General features: G+C 35.8%; 18 protein-coding genes. 3 read left to right on the top strand and 15 right to left on the bottom strand.

The features are described 5' to 3' along the window. Positions 1-181: 181 nt before the first annotated feature. Positions 182-1,624 (top strand): helix-turn-helix domain-containing protein, encoded by a 1,443-nt coding sequence (locus tag AB3I12_RS03280; protein ID WP_063626457.1) that lies wholly within the window; start codon positions 182-184, stop codon positions 1,622-1,624. A gap of 95 nt (positions 1,625-1,719) precedes the next feature. Here the strand turns inward: AB3I12_RS03280 and AB3I12_RS03275 are convergent, their stop codons facing one another. The 11 genes from AB3I12_RS03275 to AB3I12_RS03225 all read right to left on the bottom strand — a co-directional run bounded on the left by AB3I12_RS03275 (position 1,720) and on the right by AB3I12_RS03225 (position 13,047). Continuing rightward, positions 1,720-1,911, bottom strand: a complete 192-nt coding sequence (locus AB3I12_RS03275; protein WP_063626456.1) for a hypothetical protein — start codon at positions 1,909-1,911, stop codon at positions 1,720-1,722. A 438-nt stretch (positions 1,912-2,349) separates the two neighbouring features. After that, the gene (locus AB3I12_RS03270; RefSeq protein WP_063626455.1) at positions 2,350-3,351 is read right to left on the bottom strand and encodes a nitroreductase family protein; all 1,002 of its coding nucleotides are present in this window, start codon (positions 3,349-3,351) and stop codon (positions 2,350-2,352) included. Beyond that, complete coding sequence (locus AB3I12_RS03265) at positions 3,348-4,859, bottom strand: lipopolysaccharide biosynthesis protein (RefSeq protein WP_081248798.1); 1,512 nt, start codon at positions 4,857-4,859, stop codon at positions 3,348-3,350. The genes AB3I12_RS03270 and AB3I12_RS03265 overlap by 4 nt, the downstream gene beginning before the upstream one ends. Further along, positions 4,860-6,014, bottom strand: a complete 1,155-nt coding sequence (locus AB3I12_RS03260) for a polysaccharide pyruvyl transferase family protein (protein WP_063626454.1) — start codon at positions 6,012-6,014, stop codon at positions 4,860-4,862. It abuts the gene before it with no gap. A gap of 19 nt (positions 6,015-6,033) precedes the next feature. Continuing rightward, positions 6,034-6,588, bottom strand: a complete 555-nt coding sequence (locus tag AB3I12_RS03255) for a DapH/DapD/GlmU-related protein (protein WP_063626453.1) — start codon at positions 6,586-6,588, stop codon at positions 6,034-6,036. A gap of 1 nt (position 6,589) precedes the next feature. Next, complete coding sequence (locus AB3I12_RS03250) at positions 6,590-7,663, bottom strand: glycosyltransferase (protein WP_063626452.1); 1,074 nt, start codon at positions 7,661-7,663, stop codon at positions 6,590-6,592. Positions 7,664-7,702: 39 nt separating this feature from the next. Further along, entirely contained in the window at positions 7,703-8,962 is a 1,260-nt protein-coding gene (locus AB3I12_RS03245; RefSeq protein ID WP_063626451.1) for an O-antigen ligase family protein, read from the bottom strand. Between the two features lie 18 nt (positions 8,963-8,980). Next, positions 8,981-9,604: a hypothetical protein gene (locus tag AB3I12_RS03240; RefSeq protein ID WP_063626450.1), complete on the bottom strand. Its 624-nt coding sequence runs from the start codon at positions 9,602-9,604 to the stop codon at positions 8,981-8,983. 21 nt (positions 9,605-9,625) lie between these two features. Beyond that, the gene (locus tag AB3I12_RS03235) at positions 9,626-10,390 is read right to left on the bottom strand and encodes a WecB/TagA/CpsF family glycosyltransferase (RefSeq protein WP_063626449.1); all 765 of its coding nucleotides are present in this window, start codon (positions 10,388-10,390) and stop codon (positions 9,626-9,628) included. Between the two features lie 214 nt (positions 10,391-10,604). Next, on the bottom strand, positions 10,605-12,773 hold the full coding sequence (locus AB3I12_RS03230) for an immunoglobulin-like domain-containing protein (RefSeq protein ID WP_196763504.1): 2,169 nt from the start codon (positions 12,771-12,773) through the stop codon (positions 10,605-10,607). A gap of 148 nt (positions 12,774-12,921) precedes the next feature. Then, positions 12,922-13,047 carry a phosphatase PAP2 family protein gene (locus AB3I12_RS03225; RefSeq protein ID WP_081248796.1) on the bottom strand — a complete coding sequence of 42 codons (126 nt, stop codon included), beginning with the start codon at positions 13,045-13,047 and terminating at the stop codon, positions 12,922-12,924. A gap of 169 nt (positions 13,048-13,216) precedes the next feature. Between AB3I12_RS03225 and AB3I12_RS03220 the strand changes: the two genes are divergently transcribed. Then, positions 13,217-14,425, top strand: a complete 1,209-nt coding sequence (locus tag AB3I12_RS03220; protein ID WP_063626447.1) for an immunoglobulin-like domain-containing protein — start codon at positions 13,217-13,219, stop codon at positions 14,423-14,425. A 32-nt stretch (positions 14,426-14,457) separates the two neighbouring features. Next, entirely contained in the window at positions 14,458-17,094 is a 2,637-nt protein-coding gene (locus AB3I12_RS03215; RefSeq protein ID WP_063626446.1) for a putative mucin/carbohydrate-binding domain-containing protein, read from the top strand. 105 nt (positions 17,095-17,199) lie between these two features. Here the strand turns inward: AB3I12_RS03215 and AB3I12_RS03210 are convergent, their stop codons facing one another. From AB3I12_RS03210 to AB3I12_RS03195, 4 genes are all read right to left on the bottom strand, one after another. Continuing rightward, positions 17,200-19,836 (bottom strand): cation-translocating P-type ATPase, encoded by a 2,637-nt coding sequence (locus AB3I12_RS03210; RefSeq protein ID WP_063626445.1) that lies wholly within the window; start codon positions 19,834-19,836, stop codon positions 17,200-17,202. Between the two features lie 746 nt (positions 19,837-20,582). Beyond that, on the bottom strand, positions 20,583-21,614 hold the full coding sequence (gene queA, locus AB3I12_RS03205) for a tRNA preQ1(34) S-adenosylmethionine ribosyltransferase-isomerase QueA (RefSeq protein WP_010736867.1): 1,032 nt from the start codon (positions 21,612-21,614) through the stop codon (positions 20,583-20,585). Between the two features lie 128 nt (positions 21,615-21,742). Then, positions 21,743-22,453, bottom strand: a complete 711-nt coding sequence (locus AB3I12_RS03200; protein ID WP_063626444.1) for a hypothetical protein — start codon at positions 22,451-22,453, stop codon at positions 21,743-21,745. A 159-nt stretch (positions 22,454-22,612) separates the two neighbouring features. Further along, a complete protein-coding gene (locus AB3I12_RS03195; RefSeq protein ID WP_010720326.1) occupies positions 22,613-24,436 on the bottom strand; it encodes an amino acid permease in 1,824 nt (607 codons plus the stop codon). Positions 24,437-24,594: the final 158 nt, after the last annotated feature.

Here is a 24,594-nt window from a genome sequence, read left to right as displayed (position 1 = left end):
CCCATTTCCTATAAAAACACTTATTTTTATTTTTAGACTATGATTCCATTTTCGTTCTCTCATAAAAAATTATTTATTATTTCTTAAATTGGATGAAACAGTATAAAAAGTAAAAAAAACAACGTTATTTGAATAGCGTATTTTTATAGTTAGTAAATGAAAAACTTAGGGAGGTCCCAAAGTGATTGAAGATTACATCGAAAAAGATATTATTAGAAAAGTGAAATTAATTGAATTTGCTTTTGAACTAAAACGAATAAATGTAGGGGAAGCCGCAGAGAGATTAGGGGTCACATTTAACACGATCAAATCAGATTTCCAGAAGTTATCTATTTTACTAGAAAATGAAATAAAATTTTATAAAATGACAAGTAGTCATATCCTGATTTTCTTTAAACCGAATATCCGACGTTATGATTTGATCAAAATCATCTATCAAGATTCTAATTTTTTAAAGGTTTGTTCCCGCTACATCATTGGCGAATATGATTATATAACGCTCGTTGATGAAGAGTTTTTATCAGTAACCAAAGCTTTTAAAATCAAGAAAGATGTCGAAAATTATTTTTCAGAAGCGCTTTCACCTTTGTCCGATAATCCTGAAGAAACTTATGAATTGCAATATCGTTTTTTGATTTTATCGATTTGGATGCGCTGTGATTATTTAAACTCAGAAGTTAATTGGGACATTATGGCTAAAGCAGAACATTACACAGATACTGTTCTAAATATCTTGTCAAATCGTCTCAATAAAACACAATATACCTTTTTAAAACTATCGCTTTATTTAGCACTGTCTCGCCGAAAAAGTAATCCCATTGTTATCCCTTCAGAAACAATGAACATTCTGGAAAATGGTCTCATTTTTAATATGTTCCAAGATATATTCAATGAACCTGAAGATGATGAAACATTGAAAAAGGAAGAAATTGCTTATTTATCCATTATTTATCGTACGTTACCTTATAATTCACCGAACTATTTTATGATTGATTTAGATTATCAGTACGTTCGGAATCGATTAGTCGCGGAATTTAAAGAAATCGATGTACTGATTGAACTATTTGAAAAAGAGTTTGGGGTCAATCTATATGGAGATATTTTGTTTGAGGTGCCGCTATTTAATTTGCTTTATACATGTGCCTTGAATATCGGCAACTTTTTGGTAACAAAACATACCTTTTTAAGTACTCAGCAAATGGAATTGCTACAACGTGTGAAGCAGATTTTTAAAAAATGGGGGCAAGAGTTGGAAACCCCTATTCGCTATATTCCTTATTTCCATTTACAAGCCTTTTGTCAACTGACTTCTTTTGTTTTGACGAACGGTAGCAAACATAAAATTGGAGTCATCATCGTCGCAGAAAGTGAACTCTCTCATATTACATTTAGGAAATCATTGGAGAAAAAGCTCTCATTAAGTGACGTGATTCTCGATACGACGCTGTACTATTCCCTAGAAGATGTCCCACAATATATCATGAAATCTGACCATTTAATTATTTGTGAACGTACCTTACTTGATGAAGAAAGTATGAAAAACGAGAAAGTTTATCCGATTTCATTAAGTTCCTTACTCTCTGATATCAAAGATATTGCTTCATGCGTAATGAATTTCGAGTAAAAGATCACAAAAAACAAAAGATGGCTTCTCCCATCTTTTGTTTTTTGTGATAAATTATTTCCTTGGCATCTTCTTTTTATGTCTAATATACAAAATTAACTATTACTGATTACATCTTCAGTACTTAATGTATAACCGTTAGCAAGTAATTTTTCTTTTTTTACGACATAATGATCCACATCTGTCGAAACTACGACGACACGTTTCAATATATCGATGATTTCTCCTTTAACAAGCGTTCCTGACACTGAAGGTGCCGAGATGACTGTGCCAATTTTTACTTCCATTATCTATCATTCCCCTTCATGTTTTATGATTTTATGTTTCTCATTATATAGAATGACATCATTTTTTTATTTTTATTTTTTAACTTTTACAATTAAAAGAATGGAAATTTTTTAGTTTCCTATGGATATTCCTAAGATTATTTTTTATTTTTGTTGATATCTCCACTGTCTTTTAAAAAGAAAGAAAAAAAGAAGAAACATAATCTTTAAACTAATAGTGTAAGAGTCACATCTTACACTATAGGTTTAATTAGAGCCTACCTGATCTGTCAAAAAATATAGTTATAGCTTCTCTCACTTGAGATATTTTTGATTTACAGACTAAGGTCAATTTTCTTCACACCATCTCATCTAACGAGGCGAAAGAGACACCTAGTATTTACTAAGTGTCTCTTTCGTCTTACTATTTTTATGTCAATGAAATCTAACTTTTTTTTATTATAAATATTTTACGATTTGCTCTACACTCAATCGGTGTGATTTAGGTACCTGATAATCCTCTTTAAAGTTCCCCACCGTCAGGTACATGATTAAATTTTCAGATTCATTGAGCCCTAATAACTTTCTCGTCGCGCTTTCTCTTTTGGGATCGAACATCGTATTCAATGCACAGGCAGCTAGCCCCTCATACTCTAGCGCATATAAAAGGGACATTGCAAATAATCCACCGTCTACGTATACTTGATTACGTTCAGTCACATCAATAAAATAGCGTGTATCTGTGGTGATCATCAGTAAACAAGGAGGTAAAGAATACCCTTTAAATCCACTCTGGATGTCTAATGCTTTCTTGATGAGCGAACAGTCACGAATGACACGAACGCGTGTACTTTGCCGATTGCAAACGGAAGGAGATTTCGTTGCGATCTGAATCGCTTCATTGATTTTCTCTAAGTCCACAGCAGTATCTTGATAATCTCTTACACTATTACGGTTAAGTGCTAGTTCTTTAAAGTTCTTCGTTTGGTTTTCATTTGAAGCAGCACGGCGAACTGCTTTTACTCCTCCAAACTCCACTTTATTCAGACAATAATTTTTTTTAAATTCAACCGCATTGATTCGATCGCTTAGATCGTAATTTTTCTCTTCATGGACCTTGATATATTCGTCCACTACAGACACTGCATTTAAATAGATCTCATCTTCTTGATCATAGCCTAATTCGTGATACGTTTGGATCAATCCATATAGTTCCGGGATGACTGTTTGACCAAATCCAAACCGGAAATTTTCTCTAGATAAGCCTTTTTCAACTGAATGACTAAAAAACAGTAAACGTGCTTTTAATTGATCTTCTTCATGAGTATTTATCTTTGAAAAATAACGTAGAAAACGTTGCTTGTCTTTCCTAAATAATGAGATACTTCTGCCATAGTTCCTAATAATCTTAAGCTTTTCCCACATTGGTTTTGGCATACTCTCTTTTATTTTATTTTTCATCGCTGATGCCTCTTTTCTTTTTTAGTAAGTAACCCAAGGAGTTGTTGAAACACATGGGGCATAAACAAAAAGACACTACAACCATAAATGCTGCAATAGACTATACCCATGAACAAGAATGTTGGAATATTACTGATTGGAACAATTGTTAAAAGTAGTTGACTAATAAAGACGGCTAGTATACTGGGAATAATAGCTGGTATCATTTTTTTCCAAAACAACACCATATCCAAATTCATTTTTTTATGATAGTACCAGTTCATGACGAAACCATAACCGACGACCAAACTGAAAATGTACCCAATTGTTGCACCGTTGATGCCGACTTGCTTGACACAAACGACAGTGATAGCGATATTCAAAAAAGAAAAAATCGTCAACATGATCGAACGAAAGAAATGTTGATTTCGTGCTTGTTGGATTTCAATCGCAATATTTTGTGATAAAGGAATCAGTAATGGAATCACGATCGAAATCAATAAGTAGTAGGATTCGTCAAACCCTTTACCTAACCATAAGAACAGAAACATTTTCCCTAATAGAATGAAACCACCTAAAAATAAACCGAGAACTAACAATTGATACTGTCCAATCTTGATCATGAGATGTGTTAACTCACGATCATCATTAGATTGATGAACTAACCGATTGACTTTTGGAATAAAAATGGTTGTCAAGACTTGAGAAAATGTTAAAAACAAGGCTTTTAACTGGTTCACGATCGAATAAACCGCTACTTGTCTAGTATTTGCTAAAACTCCCAGCGTAAAAACTGGTGCACTATCGTTGATCTGGTTGAACAACTGATTCAAAAAAATAAAAAATGAGAAAATACCGATTTCTTTCATAAATGAAAATTCTAACTGTTTAAATGTTATTCTCATCCGAAGTTTTTGGATACAAAAGTAAACATTACATAGCAAACTCACTAACGTGATCACCGTTTGGATAATCACGATCGTGACGATATCGGTATGAAAAAAATACAAAACTGGGACAGTAAGTAATGGCAAACAAGCTGATTGGAACATTTGTCTAATCTGCTGAAAAACAAAACGTTCATTAGCTAAGATATTCGATTCAAAGGTAGCGCTCAAAAAAGTCAATACGACATTAAGAATCATAAACAGCATCAAATTCTTTAATTTTGTCTGTTCTTCAATGGAAGAAGAAGTTAAAAAATAAGGACTATTGTGGACAAGTATTCCGCCAATCACCCCAGCCAATAGAGAAATCACGGTGAAAAAAAGCAAATAGGTCCCATTCAGTTTTTGGATTTTTTTTGCCTCGTTTTTCACCGCAAATCCTGTATAAAATTTGATATAAGCAAATGAAAAACCTAAATTTAGTAACGTTAAATTGCTAATAACAGAATTTGCGATTTGATAGAGTCCATACTCACTTTTCCCTAAAAATTTTAATAATATTTGAGTATAAAACAATAATGAAAGATTTTTTACAACTACTGTCAGATAAGATAAAACAATACCTTTACTTCGATTTGTCATCTACTGTTCAACCTTGCTAGGAGTCAAAATATTTTGTTCAATCAACTGCTTTCCGCGTTCTCGTTCTTTCTCAAGGACGAGCTTTGCACGATCAAAGTCAAACAACGTTTCTTTTTCTGTTAAATGATCGCCTAAAGAAACCAGTGCACCTCTCATATAAAATTTTTCTACCAAATGCTCGATACGAGTATACGTTCCTTTATGATCCGTTCGCTCATAAACGAAAAACGGCGTTTGCATGATGATTGAGAAGATACTTCCATGGAAAGAGTCCGTGAATACATATTGGGCTTTGGCAATCATCGAGACAAATTGTTGCGGGTCGACGATGATTCGATCACTGCCAAAAGTATCGCCCATGATTTGAAAGATCCTTAAATTTTTTTCTTTCGCAAACCGTTTGATTTCTTGCATGATTTCTACAGAGATTTCGCTCACAAAATAAATCAACACAAACTGTTCTTCTTGACTTTCAGTAATCGCCAACTCTTTTTGCCATTCAGTTTTACTCAATAACAACGTTGGATCAGGAGCAACATCAACTTTTCTGCCGATCAATTCTTCGACGATCATCCCTCCAGAAGCTTCTCTTACGGAAATATAATTCATTTGTTTTAGGTAACTCGCATAATGAGGTTTTAAATGCGTTGGTTTAGAGGATAAGTGATCCACACCAAAACTGGCAGAATAACTATACCTTTTTTCTGATGGTGCAAAGTCGAGGAAATGGGTTGGATCAAACTCAATAATATTGGGATTCCAGACTTGATCGCTCCCGACGATAAACAAGTCAAAATGAAGCGATAATTGGTTCAAGTATTTTTTATCTACTCGCAACGTCTTGATTTTTTTTTGACTGAATTGTTCAATCGTAGACCATTTTGCTGCTTGCATTGCTTGATAATTTTTTCTTCGTTTGATACTTTTTAGCGTAATCTTTGACATGTTTTTCTTGAGCATTTGTCCAAGATCACCGATACTGCGGATTTCACCGAACCAACATTCTTTTTTCAACTTACCGAATTTGCTTGGTCTGATAACTATTGTGTCGACTTCAACCCCATAACTTTCCAAAACTTTTTGTAAAGCAAAATTTTGGAGTCGGTTGCCATAGTTAAATTCGCCATTTAGCGTGATAATACCTATTTTCTTCACATGAATACTCCTTTCGTTCTTAGTTCTTCCGTTGATTTTCTTTCATCGAACTTCTTTTTTTGATTATTTTAGCTGGGTTTCCACCTAAAACGACATTCTCTGGATACTCTTTTCCAGGAACCACAGCTCCTGCCGCTATCACTGTTCCACGTCCAATCTTCGCACCTGGTAAAATAATTGCTCTAGCACCGATCCAAACATCATCTGCAATCGTTACTTTTTTCATTTCTATGTTTCCTTCAATCAATTTCACTTCAGTTGGCGTAATCTCATGATTCTGGGTAAAAATCATCACTTCAGGACCGATCATCACATCTACACCGATCTCAAGCCCACCAGCAGCAACGATCATGTTTCGATCTCCTAGAGAAGACCGATCCCCAATAGAAATTTCACTTAGATAGGATACTTTTAATTTTGGTCGGATCACAATATCTTGACCAGCAAAACAAAATAACTTTCTAGCTAGCCATTCTCTTGTCTTCCGATAAAAAAAATCAATCGAAGTCAATCGATAAGGAACTGTAAAACAATTAGTCAAATAAAACAATAAATAGTAAATGCTTTTCAACATCTTACCTCTTCTCAGAAACTTCAATAATTTTGTCAATCAATTGATCATTTACTTTTTTACGATCATATTTCTTTGCCGTCGCTACAGCATTTTTCGAAAACTGTTGCTTGACCTCCATTGGCAATGCTTGATATTTATTAATTGCAGCTACCAACGCCACTTGATCACCTGGTTTAAATAGAAAACCATTTTCTCCATCTTCCAAATAAGTCTTGATCCCACCTAATTCACTACCGATGACCGGTGTCCCACAAGCCATTGCTTCTAAACCAACTAAGCCTAAACTTTCTCCTGCACGAGTACTTGGAAATACAAAGACATCTAAAGAAGAATAGATATCTACTAATTCTTGTTGAGACAAACAATTGGTTTTTTCAACATGATTTTCCAGTTTTAGTTGTTTGATCAAAGCGATTGCCTCTTCATTTTGGGCACCATCGCCCACCATGATCAAACGTAATCGTTGATTTTCCTGAAGTAATTGTTGGAAAGCATACAATAAAAGATCCCAGCCCTTTTCTTTATCAATGCGACTGACATACCCAATCGTGAATGGTCGTTCTTGCGTGGTTGATTTACTTTGATCATTAAAAAGACGAAGATCAATGCCTGCGGAAGGTGAGATGAATAAGGGGGCTACTTCACCATACTTTTCTTTCACTACTTCTTCAAAATAGCTAGAAGGCACTACAGTCAAATCGGCTTGTTTTACAAGATGTTTCGTTAAAAAATTGGTTTTTTCTTCTAATCTTTTTTCTGGTGTGACGTCACTACCATGAACATTGACAATCAACTTCGTTTTTCGATTGAATAATCTTGCCAACAAAATAGGTGGTGCATTGTAACCAGCGTAATGTACATAAACGACTTCATAATGACCAAACACATATTGGCTAAAAGCCTTGCGATAAAAATTTAAATAATAGATTATTTTTTTCCACTTGTTCGTGGTCTTCGTCATATAGACGATTCTGGTTTCTTGTGTTTGTGACAATTCATCATAAAAATTTTTCACAAACACACCATAATTAGGATATTTTTTTGATGGATACATATTCGATATAATCAGTATCATGCTCTGGACCTCATTTATATTTTTTATAAAAGAATGAACCTAAATTCCATAGCTATCGCTTGAATAACTCAAACAAATAGCTAAAAAAGTAGCGGTCATAGAATTAACAATAATGTGCCCTCCTAAGAAGCTATACAAAAGAAAAATAAGCAACATACTTTTCATCTCATTCCTTTTTGAGGAAAACAACGCGAAAACGGCATCTTTAAAAAAGTATAAATATGAAGTGAATCCGAAAATTCCATATGAAAAATACAAATCAAACCAATCCATTTCGACAATACTTCGCTTAAAGCCATTTAAAGAAAAGGAAGAATAGTAACCTGCTCCAAAGAAATCAATAAATGTGCTATGACCCGATTGATCAATTTCCTTCAAACTTTCGATCAAGTAATTATATCGATTACTGGTAATCACGTTTAAAAGATCACCGTCTGATTGCCCATAAAAATAATCCAACCTAGAAAGAACTTCTGTAAATAAATTCCCTAGTAACAATCGGAGAATAATCAAAAAAGAACTAATGAATAGCACGATAAACAGTTTTTGCTTGATCAATATATTGCATTGTAATATTTGGATAATCAGAATACCCGAACATAAAAAAGCTAGAACGATCCCAAGTTTTGTTGCTGTAATAAATAAAGCAGCAATCAATAAAATATAGATCACAGTGGCTAACAACAACTGATTGTTTTGTTTTTTGTTGATAAACTTGATGATCATATTTTTTATGAAAAAAGAACACGCACTTAATATAGCAATCAATGAGTTGAGTTCGATAAAATAGCCTTTACAGCCAATCCCTTTTACTTCTGAGGCTTTCGACACCAACCCATTTCCATCAAAGTCATAGCTAACATAGCCTCCACCTTGCAAATATGGGATAACCACTAATAAGCTATACAATAGGCTATAACCTAAAAGTAAATTTCTAAGATCTGTATAACTGATATCTTTCGCATGTAATGCTTCATAAAAGAAAACTAGATACATTGGTGCCAATAATATTCTTAAAACACTTTTTATATCTGTCATGAATACTCCTTGATTTTTATGAAACCAAAGAAGCTGGATAACTAAAACAAGAAGGAATATACATGTGAGAAACATAAATTTAAGCATATAACACGATAAACGTTGTCCAAATCGCATAAAATAACCGATAATCAAAACCATCAAAAGAAAACGATAGGCATCAGAAATACCTTTTCCGTAAAAATAGCCATTGAGAGACTCGATGATCGGCATGAGGAGAAAAACGATTAGAATTACTTTATTCAGTCTTAATTTTGTCATTTACCACACCAATTTTTCTTATCTTCTTCGTTTTTTATTTTTTCTATGTTTGTGCTTTTTCTTGTATTGATAAAACAAGAAAACTGATAAATAAAGCGCAAAGAAAATGAAACTTAATACTATTAAAAGCAAACTTGTACTATAACTGATTTTATTGGTCGTTACAGCCTGGCTTAATACCGTTAAATCACTATGAGAAAAAAGTTTGTTTCCTTCTTTACGTAATTCTTCTAACATGATATTGGCTAATTTAATTCCTTCTTTTTCATCATCCATGTTGACTTGCAATGTTAAAACTTGCGATGTTGGAGAATACAAGACTTTGATTTTTGGTTTTAATTTTAACGGATCTTTATTATATTGGGAACTGTCAAATTGCTTGGTCACTTTTTCAAGAAAAGAAGAGCTATAGACAAGTAGGCTGTAGTTTTCGTTGTATTTTAAAAGATCCATACTTTTTACACTGTCTTCTTTTTCTGATGTTTTCGGATTGACTACTAGTTGGCTTTGTACCACATAGTTTTCTGGTAGTAGTTTAAAATATTTGATTGCAACTACGCTGACAAAAGCGGATACCCAAGCAACTAAAATAATTGGAATAATCGCTTTTTTTAATAATGCTATAACTTCTTTTTTATCCAAATCTCCTGTTCACCACTCTCTTTACTTAACAATTCCATTTTTTTTCGCTTTAATTTTTTCTGTTGCTATTAATTTCAAAAACTTGAGATTGCCAAACATATAGCGTTTAAACAATCTTCTTGGTTCTTGAATCATCCGAAAAAACCACTCTAAATGACAGTGTTGGACCCAAAGTGGCGCCCTTTTTATTTCTTCAGCCAACACATCAAAACTGCCTCCGACGCCCATAAACACAGCATTGATCCCTTGATTCATGAGATAATCAATTAAATATTCTTTTTTAGGAGAAGAAATCCCCACAAAAATCAATTGTGGATGACTTTCTTTGATTTCTAATGCAACGTTTTCCCATTCGCTTTCTGAGAAATACCCATTTCTTATGCCCACAACGGGAAGTTTAGGCCAGTATTCTAACAGTTTTGTTTTCATTTTATTGACTGTCTCTTCTTTTGCTCCTAAAAAATAAACGGTATACTGACGTTCCTGAGCTAAATCTAGTAACCATTGCATTAGATCAATCCCAGCAATCCTTTCGGGGACTTGTTTATTCAATAGATGCGCAGCCAGCAGTATCGATACCCCGTCAGCATGAACGATCTCAGCTTTTTGAACCACTTGTTGCAAAGAGTCATTTTGCTGTAATTCGTTGATCTTGTCTGCATTAATTCCTAAAATATGTGTTGGTTTATTAGTCTTTATTTTTTCATCAATGAGAACTATCAATTCTTCCATCGTTACCGCATCAATTTGCACATCAAATAACGTCTCTCTCGTCAAATGCCCCATCTCTTCGCCTCCTCTTTCAGTACTGTAAAAATACCTTTTTAGTATAAAAAAGAAACAAAAATATTTTTTCTTTCTTTTTTATATTTTTTTCTGATTATGATAAAAATATTGTATGCCCTGTAGATGATTAATAAGCTGAACTCTTCCTTTATAAAAAAAGATCGAAGGAAACAACTCCTTCGATCTTTTTCATTAATCACTTACATAAAATGTATTAGCTTTGTGCAACATTTACCAATACTAAACGATTATTTTCCATTTTATAAGTGTAGGTCTTTCCCGTTTTATTTTTTAAAGCAGCATTATCATTTGTACTAAAGCGACCTGAAGCCTCTGCATGATACATACTTACCGTGCTACCATTTGGTACATTAAAGGATGCAACTACACCAGACCTTCCAACCGAGGTATCTCCGTACCATACCTTATTATAAATTGATTCACCATTTGGTCCAGTTACTGTTAAAGTGAAGTATTTAGTATGTCCAAAATTACCATTCATTTTAACAGTACTTCCTGCAGCTATAGCAGCATTATTACTAATAGTCATGTGTTGATTTTCAGTTGAAATTAATAATCTTGAATTACTAGAGCTACCTATTGGTGTTGTCCCAGAAATATAAAATATTTGGTTGACAGAAAACGGCACCACTTGACGACCAATTTCTTGATGTCCTTTGTTATATAAAACAAGTTGTACGTTGTCTGTTTGTTTCAATCCGCTAAGGTTGTAGTTGATCTTACCAGTTTCTAATTCTTTTGAAGTTTGTAAATCTTTTGCTTCACCATTGACTACCGCTTGCATGTAAACCGCATTGGTTCCTTCGTAAGTGCCGGTAATTGCTGTACTTTTACCAATATCATAATTATTTAATGATACTTTTACTTGTGCAGGTTTGACGATATTTACTTGTTGACGGCCAATTTCTTGGTAATTCTTATCAAACAAGATGATTTCGGCTTTGTCCGTTTCTTTTAATTCGCCAACATAATAGTTGATTTTGCCACTAGCTAACTCTTTTGATTTTACCAAAGCTTCTTTTTTACCATTCACTTCTGCTTGCATGTAGACAGCGTTTGTTCCATCGTACGTACCAGTGATACTATTACTGTCACCTAATACATAGTTGTCTAAAGTGAATTTGATTGGCACTGGTTCTACTAGTGTAACTTGTTGACGACCAATTTCTAGATAATCTTTGTTGTATAAGACGATATCAACTTTGTCCCCTGCTTTTAAATTGCCGATATAATAGTTGATTTTGCCGCTTGCTAACTCTTTTGATTGAACTAATACTTTCTTTTGTCCATTTACTTCTGCTTGGATATACTTTGCATCTGTGCCAGTATATGTTCCAGTAATGTTTGTACTACGACCAATTGTATAATTATCTAATTTCATTGATACTTGCGCTGGACCATCGATTTCAACATGTTGACGGCCAATTTCTTGATAGTTTTTATCGAACAAGATGATTTCAGCTTGATCACCTGTATTTAATTTACCCACGTAGTAACTGATCTTACCGGTTGCTAGCCCTTTTGATTGAACCAAAGATTCTTTTTTACCATTCACAACAGCTTGCATATACACCGCATTGGTTCCGTTATAAGTCCCACTGATCGTTGTACTTGTTCCTACCACATATTTGTCTAACGTAACCACTGTTTTGACTGGTTCCGTAAAGGATACTTGTTGACGGCCAATTTCTTGGTAGTTTTTATCGAATAAGACGATCTCAGCTTTATCTGTTGCTTTCAAGTTTCCTACATAGTAGCTGATCTTGCCACTAGTTAGCTCTTTTGAAGACACAAGTCCTTTCTTTTGTCCGTTGACTTCTGCGCGCATGTAAACTGCATTGGTTCCATTGTAGTTCCCAGTGATATTGAGGCTACGACCAACCACATATGGCTCTAAAGTAATTTGTGTTTTCACTGGTTCCTTAATCGTTACTTGTTGACGACCAATTTCTTGATAGTCTTTATTAAATAAGACGATTTCAGCTTTATCGTTTGCTTTCAAGTTTCCTACATAATAGTTGATTTTGCCACTGGCTAGTTCTTTTGAAGACACGAGTGTTTTCTTTTGTCCGTTGACTTCAGCACGTACATAAACTGCATTTGAGTTATTATACGTACCAGTAATATATAAGCTACGACCAACAACATAGTCAGCCAATGTAATGGTTACGTTTTGTTTAGCAGGCGTTGTTGCTTTTCCAGAAGTAGGAGCTATACCTGAAGTATTTGCTTTTTCCGTTGGTATTGCTGGGGCTGAAACACCCGTTTTTTCATTTTGTTCAGCAAAAGCATGTGTCGTTGTTGTCGCCCCTAACACGGAAACAGATAACAAGGTAATGAATAAACTTTTCTTATAATTCATTTTCATGAATCCTCCTTAAATAAAATTTTTTTAACAAGACAAATAATAGCACCTGTTAACCACTGTATTTTCCTTTGTATTTACAAAGAAGTAAGGATTAGTTTCAAAAAATAAAAAAACAACGTATCTATTTTTTATTTTTTTCTTTTTATATAAAATATTTAGAAATAAGTAACGAAGAAAAACCTAGACAGATAGCTGCTAAGACATCCGTTGGATAATGAACCCCGACATAGAACCGACTTAAACTGACGAATAAAAGAAGTACTTCCATCTCTATCCAGCACAGCTAGCAACAACGTGTGTGACATTACGTTTTTTTAGAATAACGTTCCAAAATAAAGCTTCAAAAATAAAAAAATATCTTATTGTCTTCCTTTATGATAGTCCTATTGAAAACTAGAAAAAGAATAGAAACAGATACGATAAAAGGAGATATATTTATGCCTAACCAAAAAAGAACAAAATCAAAAAAAATAATAAACCACTTTATTTCAGTATCTGCAACTAGCATATTACTACTCTCTAGTCTTGTTAGTTCAGGTACAGCTATCGCTTATGCAGCTGAAACGCACTCATTAGCTAACACGAATCAAAAAGATCAAAATAACACAAGTCAAAAAAACCCCTCTATTTCTAATCAATCAACAATCCCGTCACAACAATCATTTAAAGTTACCAAAATTGATCCTTACGTTGAAGGGGATAATCAATTCATCTCAGGTACTTATACTGGCGAAGCACCTGCCTATATTCGGATTCTCGTTAACGGGGAAAAGAAAACTCTCCTTTCAATGAAAGGATTACCAAAAGGAACTTTTAAATATTATATTTCTGGACTAAAAACCACTGATCACGTGACGTTGCAACTATTTGATTCAACTTATAAAATTCTTTCAGAAACAGCTATCGTCATTAAAAAAATGGTTCCTGTCAAAGTAACCAAAATCGATCCTTATGTGGAAGGAAATACCTCTTTCGTCACTGGAGCCTATACCGGGGATGGGGTGACCTACATGCGTCTTGTTGTTAATGGTAAGAAAATGACTTTAATTGATATAAGTAATTTATCTAAAGGTACCTTTAAGTACTTTATTACTAATTTAAAAGCGACTGATACCGTTGAACTACAATTATTTGATGGCAATTATCGTCAATTGATTACGGAAAAAATCCCAATCAAAAACGCTGAAAAAGTAACGATCACTCACGTTGCCTCATATATCGAGGGCACTTCTCAATACGTCTCAGGTAGTTACACCGGTGATGAAGTTGCTTATATGCGCTTAATCGTTAACGGTAAGAAAAAACCATTATTGGCAACTAATAACTTACCTAAAGGTACCTTTAACTATTTCGAGAATAATTTAAAAATCACAGACAAGGTTTCGATCGAATTATTTGATGGAGATTATCGAGTGGTCGGGGAAGCCAACATTCCCATCAAACAGCCTGAAGTAGTGAAAATCACTCAGGTTGATCCTTATATAGAAGGAAAATCTCAATTCATTTCTGGTCATTATACTGGAAACGGTGCAGCGTATATGCAAGTAATCGTCAATGGAAAAAAACAAGGATTGATTCCCATGAATGGCTTACCTCAAGGGATATTCAAATATTACCAACCAGGTTTTAAAAAAAAGATAAATTAGTCGTTATCTTGTTCAATGGTGATTATAAACAATTGGCTTCTAAAGAAATTCCTGTTTCACAAGATACCCACAAACAAACCATTCAAACAACACCTTACCCAGCAAATACTGCAAATGCCGGTATCTTGATGGGACAAGGACATGATCGTCAAGATTTGGGTATACAATTAGCCAAAGGTGCAAAAATCACTATTAAGCAGACTAATCCAAATTTATCTGAAGCTTTGACGTTACGTTTATTAACAAATGATTCTCACACAGAATCTGAGATTGACTTTTCCAAAAATGAAGTCTCTTTAACAGCAAAAGATTTAGCAGTCCCCTTCATTGATACGCCTTTTAATCAACCAAATGGAGAAAAACCCACTATTGAGTTCTCTGTAGAGGGTCAAACGTTTAAACTGCCGAAGTACAATAAAGACACAAACTTAGAGACATTTAAGAAAGCTTGGAATCAAACAAAAGGCTACGCCTTGATCCAAGGAAAAAGGTTTCAAACATTTTTACCTGCCCAAAACCGCATGGCAGTTTATCAAACTAATATAAATCAATTGATTGATTTATATGATAATGACATTATCGGATTTTATAATGAATTGATTGGTTTATCAGACAACAATCCAAATCCATTGAACCGTTCCTCTGAACGTCGCTATTTTTATAAAGCTGATGCTCATGGAGCTGGGGGACTATACTATGGTGGACTTTGGGCAGCTGAAACGAGCACATCTGCAGCTGATTGGCTATCAGACGGTTGGGGCGTCCTCCACGAAACAGGTCATGGATATCAAGGAAGTTTTATGAATCAAGGGATGACAGTCGGTGAAGTATGGAATAACATTTATGGGGTCATTTATAACTACAAACATATGGGGAAAGCAGCTGCCGATAACCACTCTTGGTTATATGATTATGGGGATAAAGCTAACCTTGAAAACAGCTTAAAAGCGACGATCACTGGTTCATCAGCAAGTTTCAATAGTCAAGGATTAAGACAAAAATTGATTATTTTATCAAATATTATCGATAAAGCTGGAAATGAAGGACTTCAGAATTTTTACGTAAAATATCGTGAACTCGCAAATACTACTGGATTTGATCCTGCTGCTCATTCACTTCCAGATTTGTTAGTCACTAGCCTAGGATCACCTAAAAAATACGATTTTTCAGCCGTTTTAACTTCATGGGGATTAAATGTATCTAAAAAAACGAAGCAACAAGCTAAAGCAAATGGAGATGCGCTTGTATCACACCTGGCACAAGTCGTTCCCAATAACAAACTAAGTGAAGCGATCCAACAACTCACACAAAACAATCGATTAAGTTCGGTTTTATCGCTAGTTACAAATCAAGAGTTAAGTACTTTAAATCTAAAAAGTAATGTTACTTTAAAGTTTACTGATGAAAAACTATTTGACGGGGTAAAAATGCGTATTATGGATGGTGACAAGGTTTATAAAGAAATCACACTAAATAAAGGTCCAGTTGTCTTAAACGATATGCCAAATGGTGTTTACTCTCTTGAATTGGAGACCACTACCGGCTACCTTAAAAATCCTTATATCTTTGTCAGAGATAATGGCATGATTAACATCGACTTAGTTAGCTATCTTAAAGAAGCATCTGTAGCAGTTGATCAGTTATTTGAAAACAACGGTGATATGCTAATCAAACCAACAATTATGCAAAAAGATATTGATCAGGTGAAGACACAAGTCAATGCTTTGCCAGAGAGTCCACAGAAACAAGCTCTTTTGCAAAAATTGACCAATGCCTTCAACCAATTACAAGAATTGTCATTGTCAGGCTTAGGAGATAGTGTTTTTGCTACCTTAGATGTTACTCACGGCATTGCCACATTACGCACGAACGCTGGGGAACCTCACTCCTACTTTACAGGACAATATGCGCACAGTACGATCAAACATAACAACAACATTATTTTTGAAAAAGACTATATTAGTACTATCAATCAACAAGCTAAAGTGGACACCATTCATTTGCAAGATGGCGATACAGTGATCATCACCCACAAAGAAGCTAGTTCACGTTTCACAGTTAACCACCCAGATTTAAAACCAAATAATTCGGGAACATACTATTATGGCGTTGAAAAAGGACAGCTAGTGATTGATGATCTGACTCCTGTAACAAATACAGTCAATCAGTTATTTGAAAACAACAGTGATACGCTAATCAAACCAACGATTATGCAAAAAGATATTGATCATGCGACGAAACAAGTCAATGCTTTGCCTGAGAGTCCACAAAAACAGACTATTTTGCAAAAATTGACCAGTGCCTTCAACCAATTACAAGAATTGTCATTGAGAGGTTTAGGCGATGGTATCTTCGCTACCTTAGATGTTACTCACGGCATTGCCACATTACGCACAAACGCTAGACAGCCTCACGCCTACTTTACAGGACAATATGCGCGCATTACGATCAAACATGGCAACAACATCATTTTTGATAAAGACTACATTGGCAATCTCTATCAGCAAGCCAAAGTGGACACGATTCATTTGCAAGATGGCGATACAGTGACAATCACTCATAAAGAAGCTGGTACACGCTTCATAGTCAATCATCCAGATTTAAAATCCAACAGTTCTGGAATATATACCTATACGGTACAACACGGAATACTTGTTTTAAATAAATAAAACAAAGAACGCGAACTAAAAACGGTCAAAACATCCATAGCTGTTTTGACCGTTTTTTGCTATTTAGTAAGAATCAAGCGAATATTTGCTCTTTGTACGCCCATATTACTCTTCTTCTGCTTCAGGCAATTGATGAAATTTGATCAACTCATTCACAGCCACAGGTACGACTGATAAAAAGCCTACTAACAACCAATGGTTTAAGCTAACATGCACTAAGCCAAAGAGTTCTTGGGTAAACGGTAAAAGTGCAATGACCGTAGTGATGACCAATGAAAGTACCGCCATTTCCAATAACGATTTATTCGTTGCTAAGTTCACTTTGAAAATTGACTGACTGCTACGCACATTGAATACATGGAGGATTGACGAGTATGCTAACACTAAAAAGGCAACTGTCTGTCCAACTTCTTGTCCTGCATCGACCCAAGGGCTAATGGTATCGACATAGCTTCCCAAATAATAACCAAACAAAGTCACGATCGTAAATATAGTCGCATTGATCGCAATTTTTTGTAGTAATCCTCGAGCAAAAATCCCTTCATTCTTAGGAATCGGTGCTTCGTCCATGATCCCTTTTTCTGCTGGTTCACGCCCCAAAGCAAATCCAGGCAACCCATCAGCAACCACGTTGACAAACAACAATTGAACTGCTGTAAACGGTGCTCCCCAGCCCACTAGCATTGCAATCAACACAATAAAAATTTCTGAGACATTACAACTCAACAAAAAGTTGATTGCTTTACGAATGTTTTGATAGACGGAACGTCCTTGACTAACCGCATCGACGATCGTTGCAAAGTTGTCATCGGTCAAGATCATATCTGATGCACTCTGTGCCACGTCAGTTCCAGTGATTCCCATTGCACACCCTACGTCACTTGCCTTCAAGGCGGGTGCATCGTTGACGCCATCTCCAGTCATAGCCACCACGGCACCAGTTCGTTGCCATGATTTAACGATCCGGATCTTGTCTTCCGGCGTAACACGAGCATAAACAGAAAGGTCTTTGACACGCTCGTCTAATTCATCATCAGATAGTGCTTGTAGTTCTGAGCCCGACAGTGCTTCGGCTGGATTCGATAAAATCCCTAATTCTTTGGCAATTGCGCTAGCCGTTACCACATGGTCTCCGGTGATCATCACTGTTTTGATTCCTGCTTTTTTCGCTCGTTTGATTGCTCCTTTACTTTCAGGACGAGGCGGATCAATCATGCCGATCAAACCAATCAAACGTAAATCTTTTTCTAATGCTTCTGAAGTGATTTCTTGCGGTTCTTCTTCATAGGTAGCATAACCTACCGCAATGACCCTTAAAGCTTTTTTCCCAAAACTGTCATTGACGATCGTGGCCTGTTCAATGTCTCCTGAAGTAAAACGCGAAGCTAGGACGTCAAAAGCGCCTTTCGTAATTGAAATGTATTTTTCACCCATTTGATGAACCGTTGTCATCATCTTACGGTCTGAATCAAAGGGTAGTTCTGCCACTCTCGGGTACTTTTCTTCTAATTCCTCTTTTGTGTGATAATTTTCTTCAACCGCTCGTACGATCGCGGCTTCTGTAGGGTTTCCTTTGACAATCAATTCATCATTTTCTTTTTCGACCGTCACATCGGTACAAAGAGCAGCCATCTTCAAGATTTCCATCGCACTGTTGGTCATTGAGTCCTCTACATCAGTCACTTCATCTTCTTTGCTCCAAACTCGGCGGACACGCATTTTATTTTGTGTCAGCGTTCCCGTTTTATCTGAACAAATCACATTGGCTGTTCCTAAAGTCTCAACTGCTGGGAGCTGACGAATAATGGCATGTTTCTTCGCCATTTTTTGGACACCATATGCTAAAGTCAATGTAACGATAACTGTCAATGTTTCTGGTACCGCAGCGACGGCTAAAGAAATGGATGTCATAAACATTTCCAGTAAGGGTTCTCCTTGGAGTTCACCAATAATAAACACTAACGCTGCAGCAGCTAATGCGATAAAACTGATGCGTTTGCCTAGTTGATTCAATCGAATTTGTAATGGTGTTTTTTGAGCAGTGTTGTCATTTAAAAGTCCAGCAATCTTACCCATTTCGGTTTTCATCCCGATAGCGGTCACAATCGCTTTCCCACGACCAGCTGCGACTGTACACCCTTTAAACACCATATTGATTTGATCACCTAAGGCATCATCTTCTTGACTCACATAATCTGCATCTTTTTCGACCGCTTCACTTTCACCAGTCAGTGCCGATTCCTCTACTCTTAATTGAGAGGTTTCAACTAATCGAGCATCCGCCGCAATGGCTGAGCCAGATTCCAAGAGCAGAATATCTCCCACAACTAGGTGTTCAGCATCCACTTTTTCAACTTTGCCATCTCGGATGACTGTGGCAGTTTGCTTGTTCATATCCTGAAGAGATTCCAACGCTTTTTCGGCATTTCCTTCTTGTACGATAGCTAATACTGAATTAATGATTACGATCGCAATAATCAACAGTCCTTCAAATAAATCCCCATGTTCGGTGGCAAAGGCAGTATAAAAAGAAATGACTGCTGCTACAAGTAAAATAATCGTAGTAAAATCAGATAAACTTCGTAAAAACTTTTTTGCCAATGACTCTTTAGGCGCTTCCTCAAATTTGTTTTTCCCTTGTTCTTGACTTCTTTTTTCTGCTTCTTGGGTCGTTAACCCCTGTTCAATTGTTGTTTTTGTTTCACTCTCCACTTCTTTCACTGTTTTCTTAAAATCATCCATCCTATTCCTCCTTTATTTTAAGCACACAAAAAAGGTACTTATTTTACTATACCATTGTTAAATTGCCTTATTCAACTATACCGCTTGTTGCTTCTCTAAAATAAGCATATCTCGTGAGCTTCTTTTTTGCAACCGCTAACAAAGTGTGCTATATTATAAGTGTAAGGAAGGAGGATACCATCAAATAAACAAAAGAATTTCTCGATAGATTAGTATAAGCAAACAAAGTTGTTAAAAGGTACAGGTTTCACCAATGAGGTCATGTGAAGTATAATCTTTTACAAATAGTGAATGCGTATGAGGCGTTAGATCGTGCAGTATCTAAACCAGAAGTAACATGATACGTAAAAAAGAAGAACATGAATATCTGAAAACTGAATAGAATCAAGAGATGTTTCAACTGTTGAAGATGTAACAAAAACAAGATTTTTTGTTTATCAAGAAGAAATTCAACACGGTACTTTGCATGGGTCATGGAAAGTTACACTTATTTTGTTTATTTGATTCCTTCCGCATACGAAGAGCTGGGCTTATCGAGAGCCTAGCTTTTTTTGTCGCCTGAGTTTATTTATCTTCTGCAAGAAACGAATCCATGTCTCCTACACTTTTTAATTCCAACTAAAACAAAGAATAGAAAAAAATCAGTCAAAGAACCCATTTTTCTAGTTGAGGATTCTTTGACTGATAATTTATAATGGGCAATTACTGCCATTTTGTTTAATCGTATTGAAACAGCTTTTTTATCTTTATTTGACAAACATTGCATCGCCGAAACTAAAGAAGCGATAACGTTCATCAATAGCATGTTGGTAAGCTGCTAATGTTAATTCTCGTCCAGCAAAGGCACTCACTAACATGACTAACGTTGATTTTGGTAAATGGAAGTTTGTTGAAAAGGCCTCTACTACTTTAAATTGATAACCTGGTGTGATGAAAATATCTGTCCAACCACTATCTGCTTTGATTTCACCATCAAATTTAGTTCCAATCGTTTCAAGTGTACGGATCGAAGTCGTTCCTACGGCGATGATCTTGCCACCATTTTGACGGACTTGATTTAAGCGACTTGCTGCTTCTTCTGTTAGACGATAAAATTCACTGTGCATGTGGTGTTCTTCAATCTTGTCCACACTGACCGGCCGGAATGTTCCTAAGCCTACGTGAAGTGTCAAATAGACGAGTTCTACCCCTTTTGCTTCGATTTCTGCTAACAATTCTTTGGTAAAATGTAATCCAGCTGTAGGAGCTGCTGCTGACCCGTTTTCTTTTGCATAAACAGTTTGGTAACGATCTGGATCCTCTAAACGTTCTTTGATATAAGGAGGTAAAGGCATTTCGCCCAATGATTCCAACGTTTCAAGAAAAATACCTTCGTATTCAAATTCAATGATTCTTCCGCCATGTTCTAATTCTTCTTTGACAACTGCTTGTAAACGACCATCACCAAATGTAATTCGTGTACCTACCTTCGCTCGTTTTGCCGGTTTGATCAACGTTTCCCAAGTATCTCCTTCTGTATTTGTCAAAAGTAATACTTCGAGGTGTGCACCTGTTTCAGTTTTTTCACCATATAAACGAGCTGGCAACACACGTGTATTATTCATCACTAGCGCATCTCCTGGATGCAATTCTTCTAAGATGTCATGGAAATGTTTATCCGACATTTCCCCAGTTGTACGATCTAAAACTAGTAGCCGAGAATGGTCACGGTCTTTTAGTGGTGTTTGAGCGATCAACTCTTCTGGTAAATCAAAGTCAAAATCTTCTGTTGTTAACATATCGTCACTCACTTTCTATCTTCTGCCTTGTCATTCTAACATTTTTACTGTTGCCTTGGCAAAACCCGCACTCGAAAAAAGAAGAAAGAGAAACGAACGAACAAACCGATTTCTTGCAAATGATCGTTTTATTTTTTTATAGATTTGATTGCCTCATTGATATGATTGAGTTCAAAACGTTCAATTGTGCCTCCAAATTCCGTAGTGATTAAGTCATTCAATTTCTTTGCATCCATTTCTTTGACAATCGCTAAGACCCCTTCTTGTCCTTCTGGGATACAGTTAGCAATATAATGAAAAACATTTTTAGATTTTTTCTCTGCATGATGCGCTTGCCCAAAACCAATGACATCGCCAATTGCCCAGCCAAAGATCGCCCCTAATGGACCACCGATAAAACCAATGATAATACCTAAAATACTATCACGCCACTCATTCTTTTCGCCTGAAAGATTCTCAAAATCCATCACTGTAAATCCTCTTTCGTCAAACGCGCGTTGAGCTAACATTACTTGTTGAACCTCAACATCTGGTTTTAGATCATTTCTTTTAAGTTTATTGAACACTTCTAAGCAGTGAACATCTTCCGCCATGTTGATCACTATTAGTGTATTTTCCGGCTCTACTTCGATGTTTGGATCCAGAGCTAGATCTTCCATTTCATAAAAAGAAGAATAATCATTTAGATCCCCTGAAGCAATTTTAGCCATCAACATTTCTGACTTATTGAGTTGATCGTCAGATACTTTTTGAAAGTTGCCCATTTGATCCTTGATTTCTTTATATTGATCTTCCGTCAAGACTTTCCCATTTTCAGTATTTCTATAATATTGTGCCATTGTCTTTTCAGCTCCTTCAAATAAATTGGATAAACATGTTCTACTAAAAAAATACATCAATTAAGTGACACTTTTTTATTTATTTTTTTTGTAATTAGAAAATAAATAAATAAAAAAATGCCTGAGTTTCTCACTCAAGCATTTTTTGGTCTTTAACATTTATTTCTTCAAATGATAACTATACGTACTTATCACGATATTTTCTCGCCAAGATAAACGAAGTCTTAATCGTAAACTTGTTTGATTGTGTAAGATATTTTGCCAACGACGGTTTGGTACAAACTGTGGAATCAATACTGTCGTCGTATAGTTTTGTTTTGCGGCATTTTTACTTACCAGATCAACGTAGCGGATAATTGGATTTTCAATGGAACGATAAGAAGAATGAACAACTGAAAAACGGACATCAGGAAAATGTTTCTTAAAGTCTGCTTCAATTTCTTTTTCTTTTGCTATATCTTCATCCAATGACACGTGCATGGCCACCACATAATCCCCGATCGAACGAGCATAATTGATCGCACCGATATTAACACGTGTGACATTTCCTACTAAAACCAGCACGGTATTTCCATCATAGTCATGTAACTTGGCGTCCGTTTCCAGTCGCAGCTGTTCTGCTACCTTTTTGTAGTGATCATGAATGCGATAGAAAATATACATCACAATTGGCATGATGATAAAGAATGGCCAAATATCACCTAAGCGGTAAACGAACAAAATCGCAATGATCGCATAAGAGATAAACGCACCTGTGATATTTGCAATAGATTTTCCCAACCAGTTCTTTCCTTCTTTTTTCCATTTAACGACCATTCCTGTTTGCGATAGCGCAAAAGGAATAAATACACCGATCGAGTATAACGGAATCAAACGTTCCGTTGAACCATGGAAAATAAATAAGAGAATGATCGAACCAAAAGCTAATGTCATGATCCCATTTGAGTACCCTAAACGATCGCCACGATCTTGATACATATGTGGCATGAACTTATCTTTTGCCAAATTGTATGCTAATACTGGGAATGCAGAGAATCCAGTATTGGCAGCAACCGCCAAGATCAAAGCGGTAGCAAATTGTAATACATAATACAATACGCCATGGCCAAAGACAGCTTTCCCAATTTGAGACAATACAGTAACTTCTTTTTCAGGTACGATCCCATACCAATAGTTGATGAACGTGATACCGACAAAGAAGAAGCCTAAGATCAAAGCCATCATTGTTAAAGTTGCTGCTGCATTTTTTGCTCGAGGTTTCTTGAAAAATGGTACGGCATTACTAATTGCTTCAACCCCTGTTAAAGAAGAAGAACCAGAAGAGAATGCTCGCAAAATCAATGCGATCGACACCCCTGGGATTGCAGCTCCAGGTAAGGCTGTTGCATGTAATGGTACGGCACCAGTAATGATATTAAACAGTCCGACCGCAATTAGCAACGTAATCACAATGATGAACGTGTAAACAGGGAATAGCAAGAAAGAAGCCGATTCCCTTAACCCGCGTAAATTCAGCATCATCAAGAGCAATACGATTGCAACTGAGATTGCTACTTGGTGACCATACAATGCGGGAATTGCCGAGGTAATCGCTTCGGCACCAGCTGACACGGAAACAGCTACCGTCAACATATAGTCGATCAACAAGGAACCTCCAGCGATCAACCCGGCATTTTTCCCAAGGTTTTCACTGCTGACGACGTAAGCTCCTCCGCCTTGAGGATACGCGTGAATGATTTGACGGTAAGAGAGAGTTAATGAAATCAATAGAATAATAACAAATGCTGCAATTGGCAGTGAATACCAAATGGCTGCAGTTGACAAGGCAACTAAAACAACCACAATCTGCTCTGTACCGTAAGCAATGGATGATAGGGCATCCGATGACAGCAATGCTAACGCGGCAAAACGAGTTAATTTATGCTCGTCGTTTTCAGCAGATTTCAACGGCTTACCTACTAACAACCTTTTTAAGTAGTCCAATTTTTTTACTCCTTTACACACATATTTACTTCAAAATTATTATTGTCAAAATTAAAAAAATTTATCTTAAACAAGATGTTATAGTACGCTCCCATAATATAAAAGTCAATAAACTTTCATAAAATTAATTGAAAAAAATTAGAAAAAAAACAGTATTT

It is taken from the genome of Enterococcus sp. C65 (genome assembly GCF_040887165.1).
In the GTDB taxonomy this organism is placed as follows: Bacteria; Bacillota; Bacilli; order Lactobacillales; family Enterococcaceae; genus Enterococcus_B; species Enterococcus_B hirae.
This window is presented reverse-complemented; position numbering and strand designations above follow the sequence as displayed.

Excerpts from the sequence above, each read along its gene's own strand:
- AB3I12_RS03275 (WP_063626456.1), bottom strand. The coding sequence starts at position 1,911 with ATGGAAGTAAAAATTGGCACAGTCATCTCGGCACCTTCAGTGTCAGGA.
- AB3I12_RS03270 (WP_063626455.1), bottom strand. The coding sequence starts at position 3,351 with ATGAAAAATAAAATAAAAGAGAGTATGCCAAAACCAATGTGGGAAAAG.
- AB3I12_RS03265 (WP_081248798.1), bottom strand. The coding sequence starts at position 4,859 with ATGACAAATCGAAGTAAAGGTATTGTTTTATCTTATCTGACAGTAGTT.
- AB3I12_RS03255 (WP_063626453.1), bottom strand. The coding sequence starts at position 6,588 with ATGTTGAAAAGCATTTACTATTTATTGTTTTATTTGACTAATTGTTTT.
- AB3I12_RS03250 (WP_063626452.1), bottom strand. The coding sequence starts at position 7,663 with ATGATACTGATTATATCGAATATGTATCCATCAAAAAAATATCCTAAT.
- AB3I12_RS03245 (WP_063626451.1), bottom strand. The coding sequence starts at position 8,962 with ATGACAAAATTAAGACTGAATAAAGTAATTCTAATCGTTTTTCTCCTC.
- AB3I12_RS03235 (WP_063626449.1), bottom strand. The coding sequence starts at position 10,390 with ATGGGGCATTTGACGAGAGAGACGTTATTTGATGTGCAAATTGATGCG.
- AB3I12_RS03230 (WP_196763504.1), bottom strand. The coding sequence starts at position 12,773 with ATGAATTATAAGAAAAGTTTATTCATTACCTTGTTATCTGTTTCCGTG.
- AB3I12_RS03225 (WP_081248796.1), bottom strand. The coding sequence starts at position 13,047 with ATGGAAGTACTTCTTTTATTCGTCAGTTTAAGTCGGTTCTATGTCGGG.
- AB3I12_RS03220 (WP_063626447.1), top strand. The coding sequence starts at position 13,217 with ATGCCTAACCAAAAAAGAACAAAATCAAAAAAAATAATAAACCACTTT.
- AB3I12_RS03210 (WP_063626445.1), bottom strand. The coding sequence starts at position 19,836 with ATGGATGATTTTAAGAAAACAGTGAAAGAAGTGGAGAGTGAAACAAAA.
- queA (WP_010736867.1), bottom strand. The coding sequence starts at position 21,614 with ATGTTAACAACAGAAGATTTTGACTTTGATTTACCAGAAGAGTTGATC.
- AB3I12_RS03200 (WP_063626444.1), bottom strand. The coding sequence starts at position 22,453 with ATGGCACAATATTATAGAAATACTGAAAATGGGAAAGTCTTGACGGAA.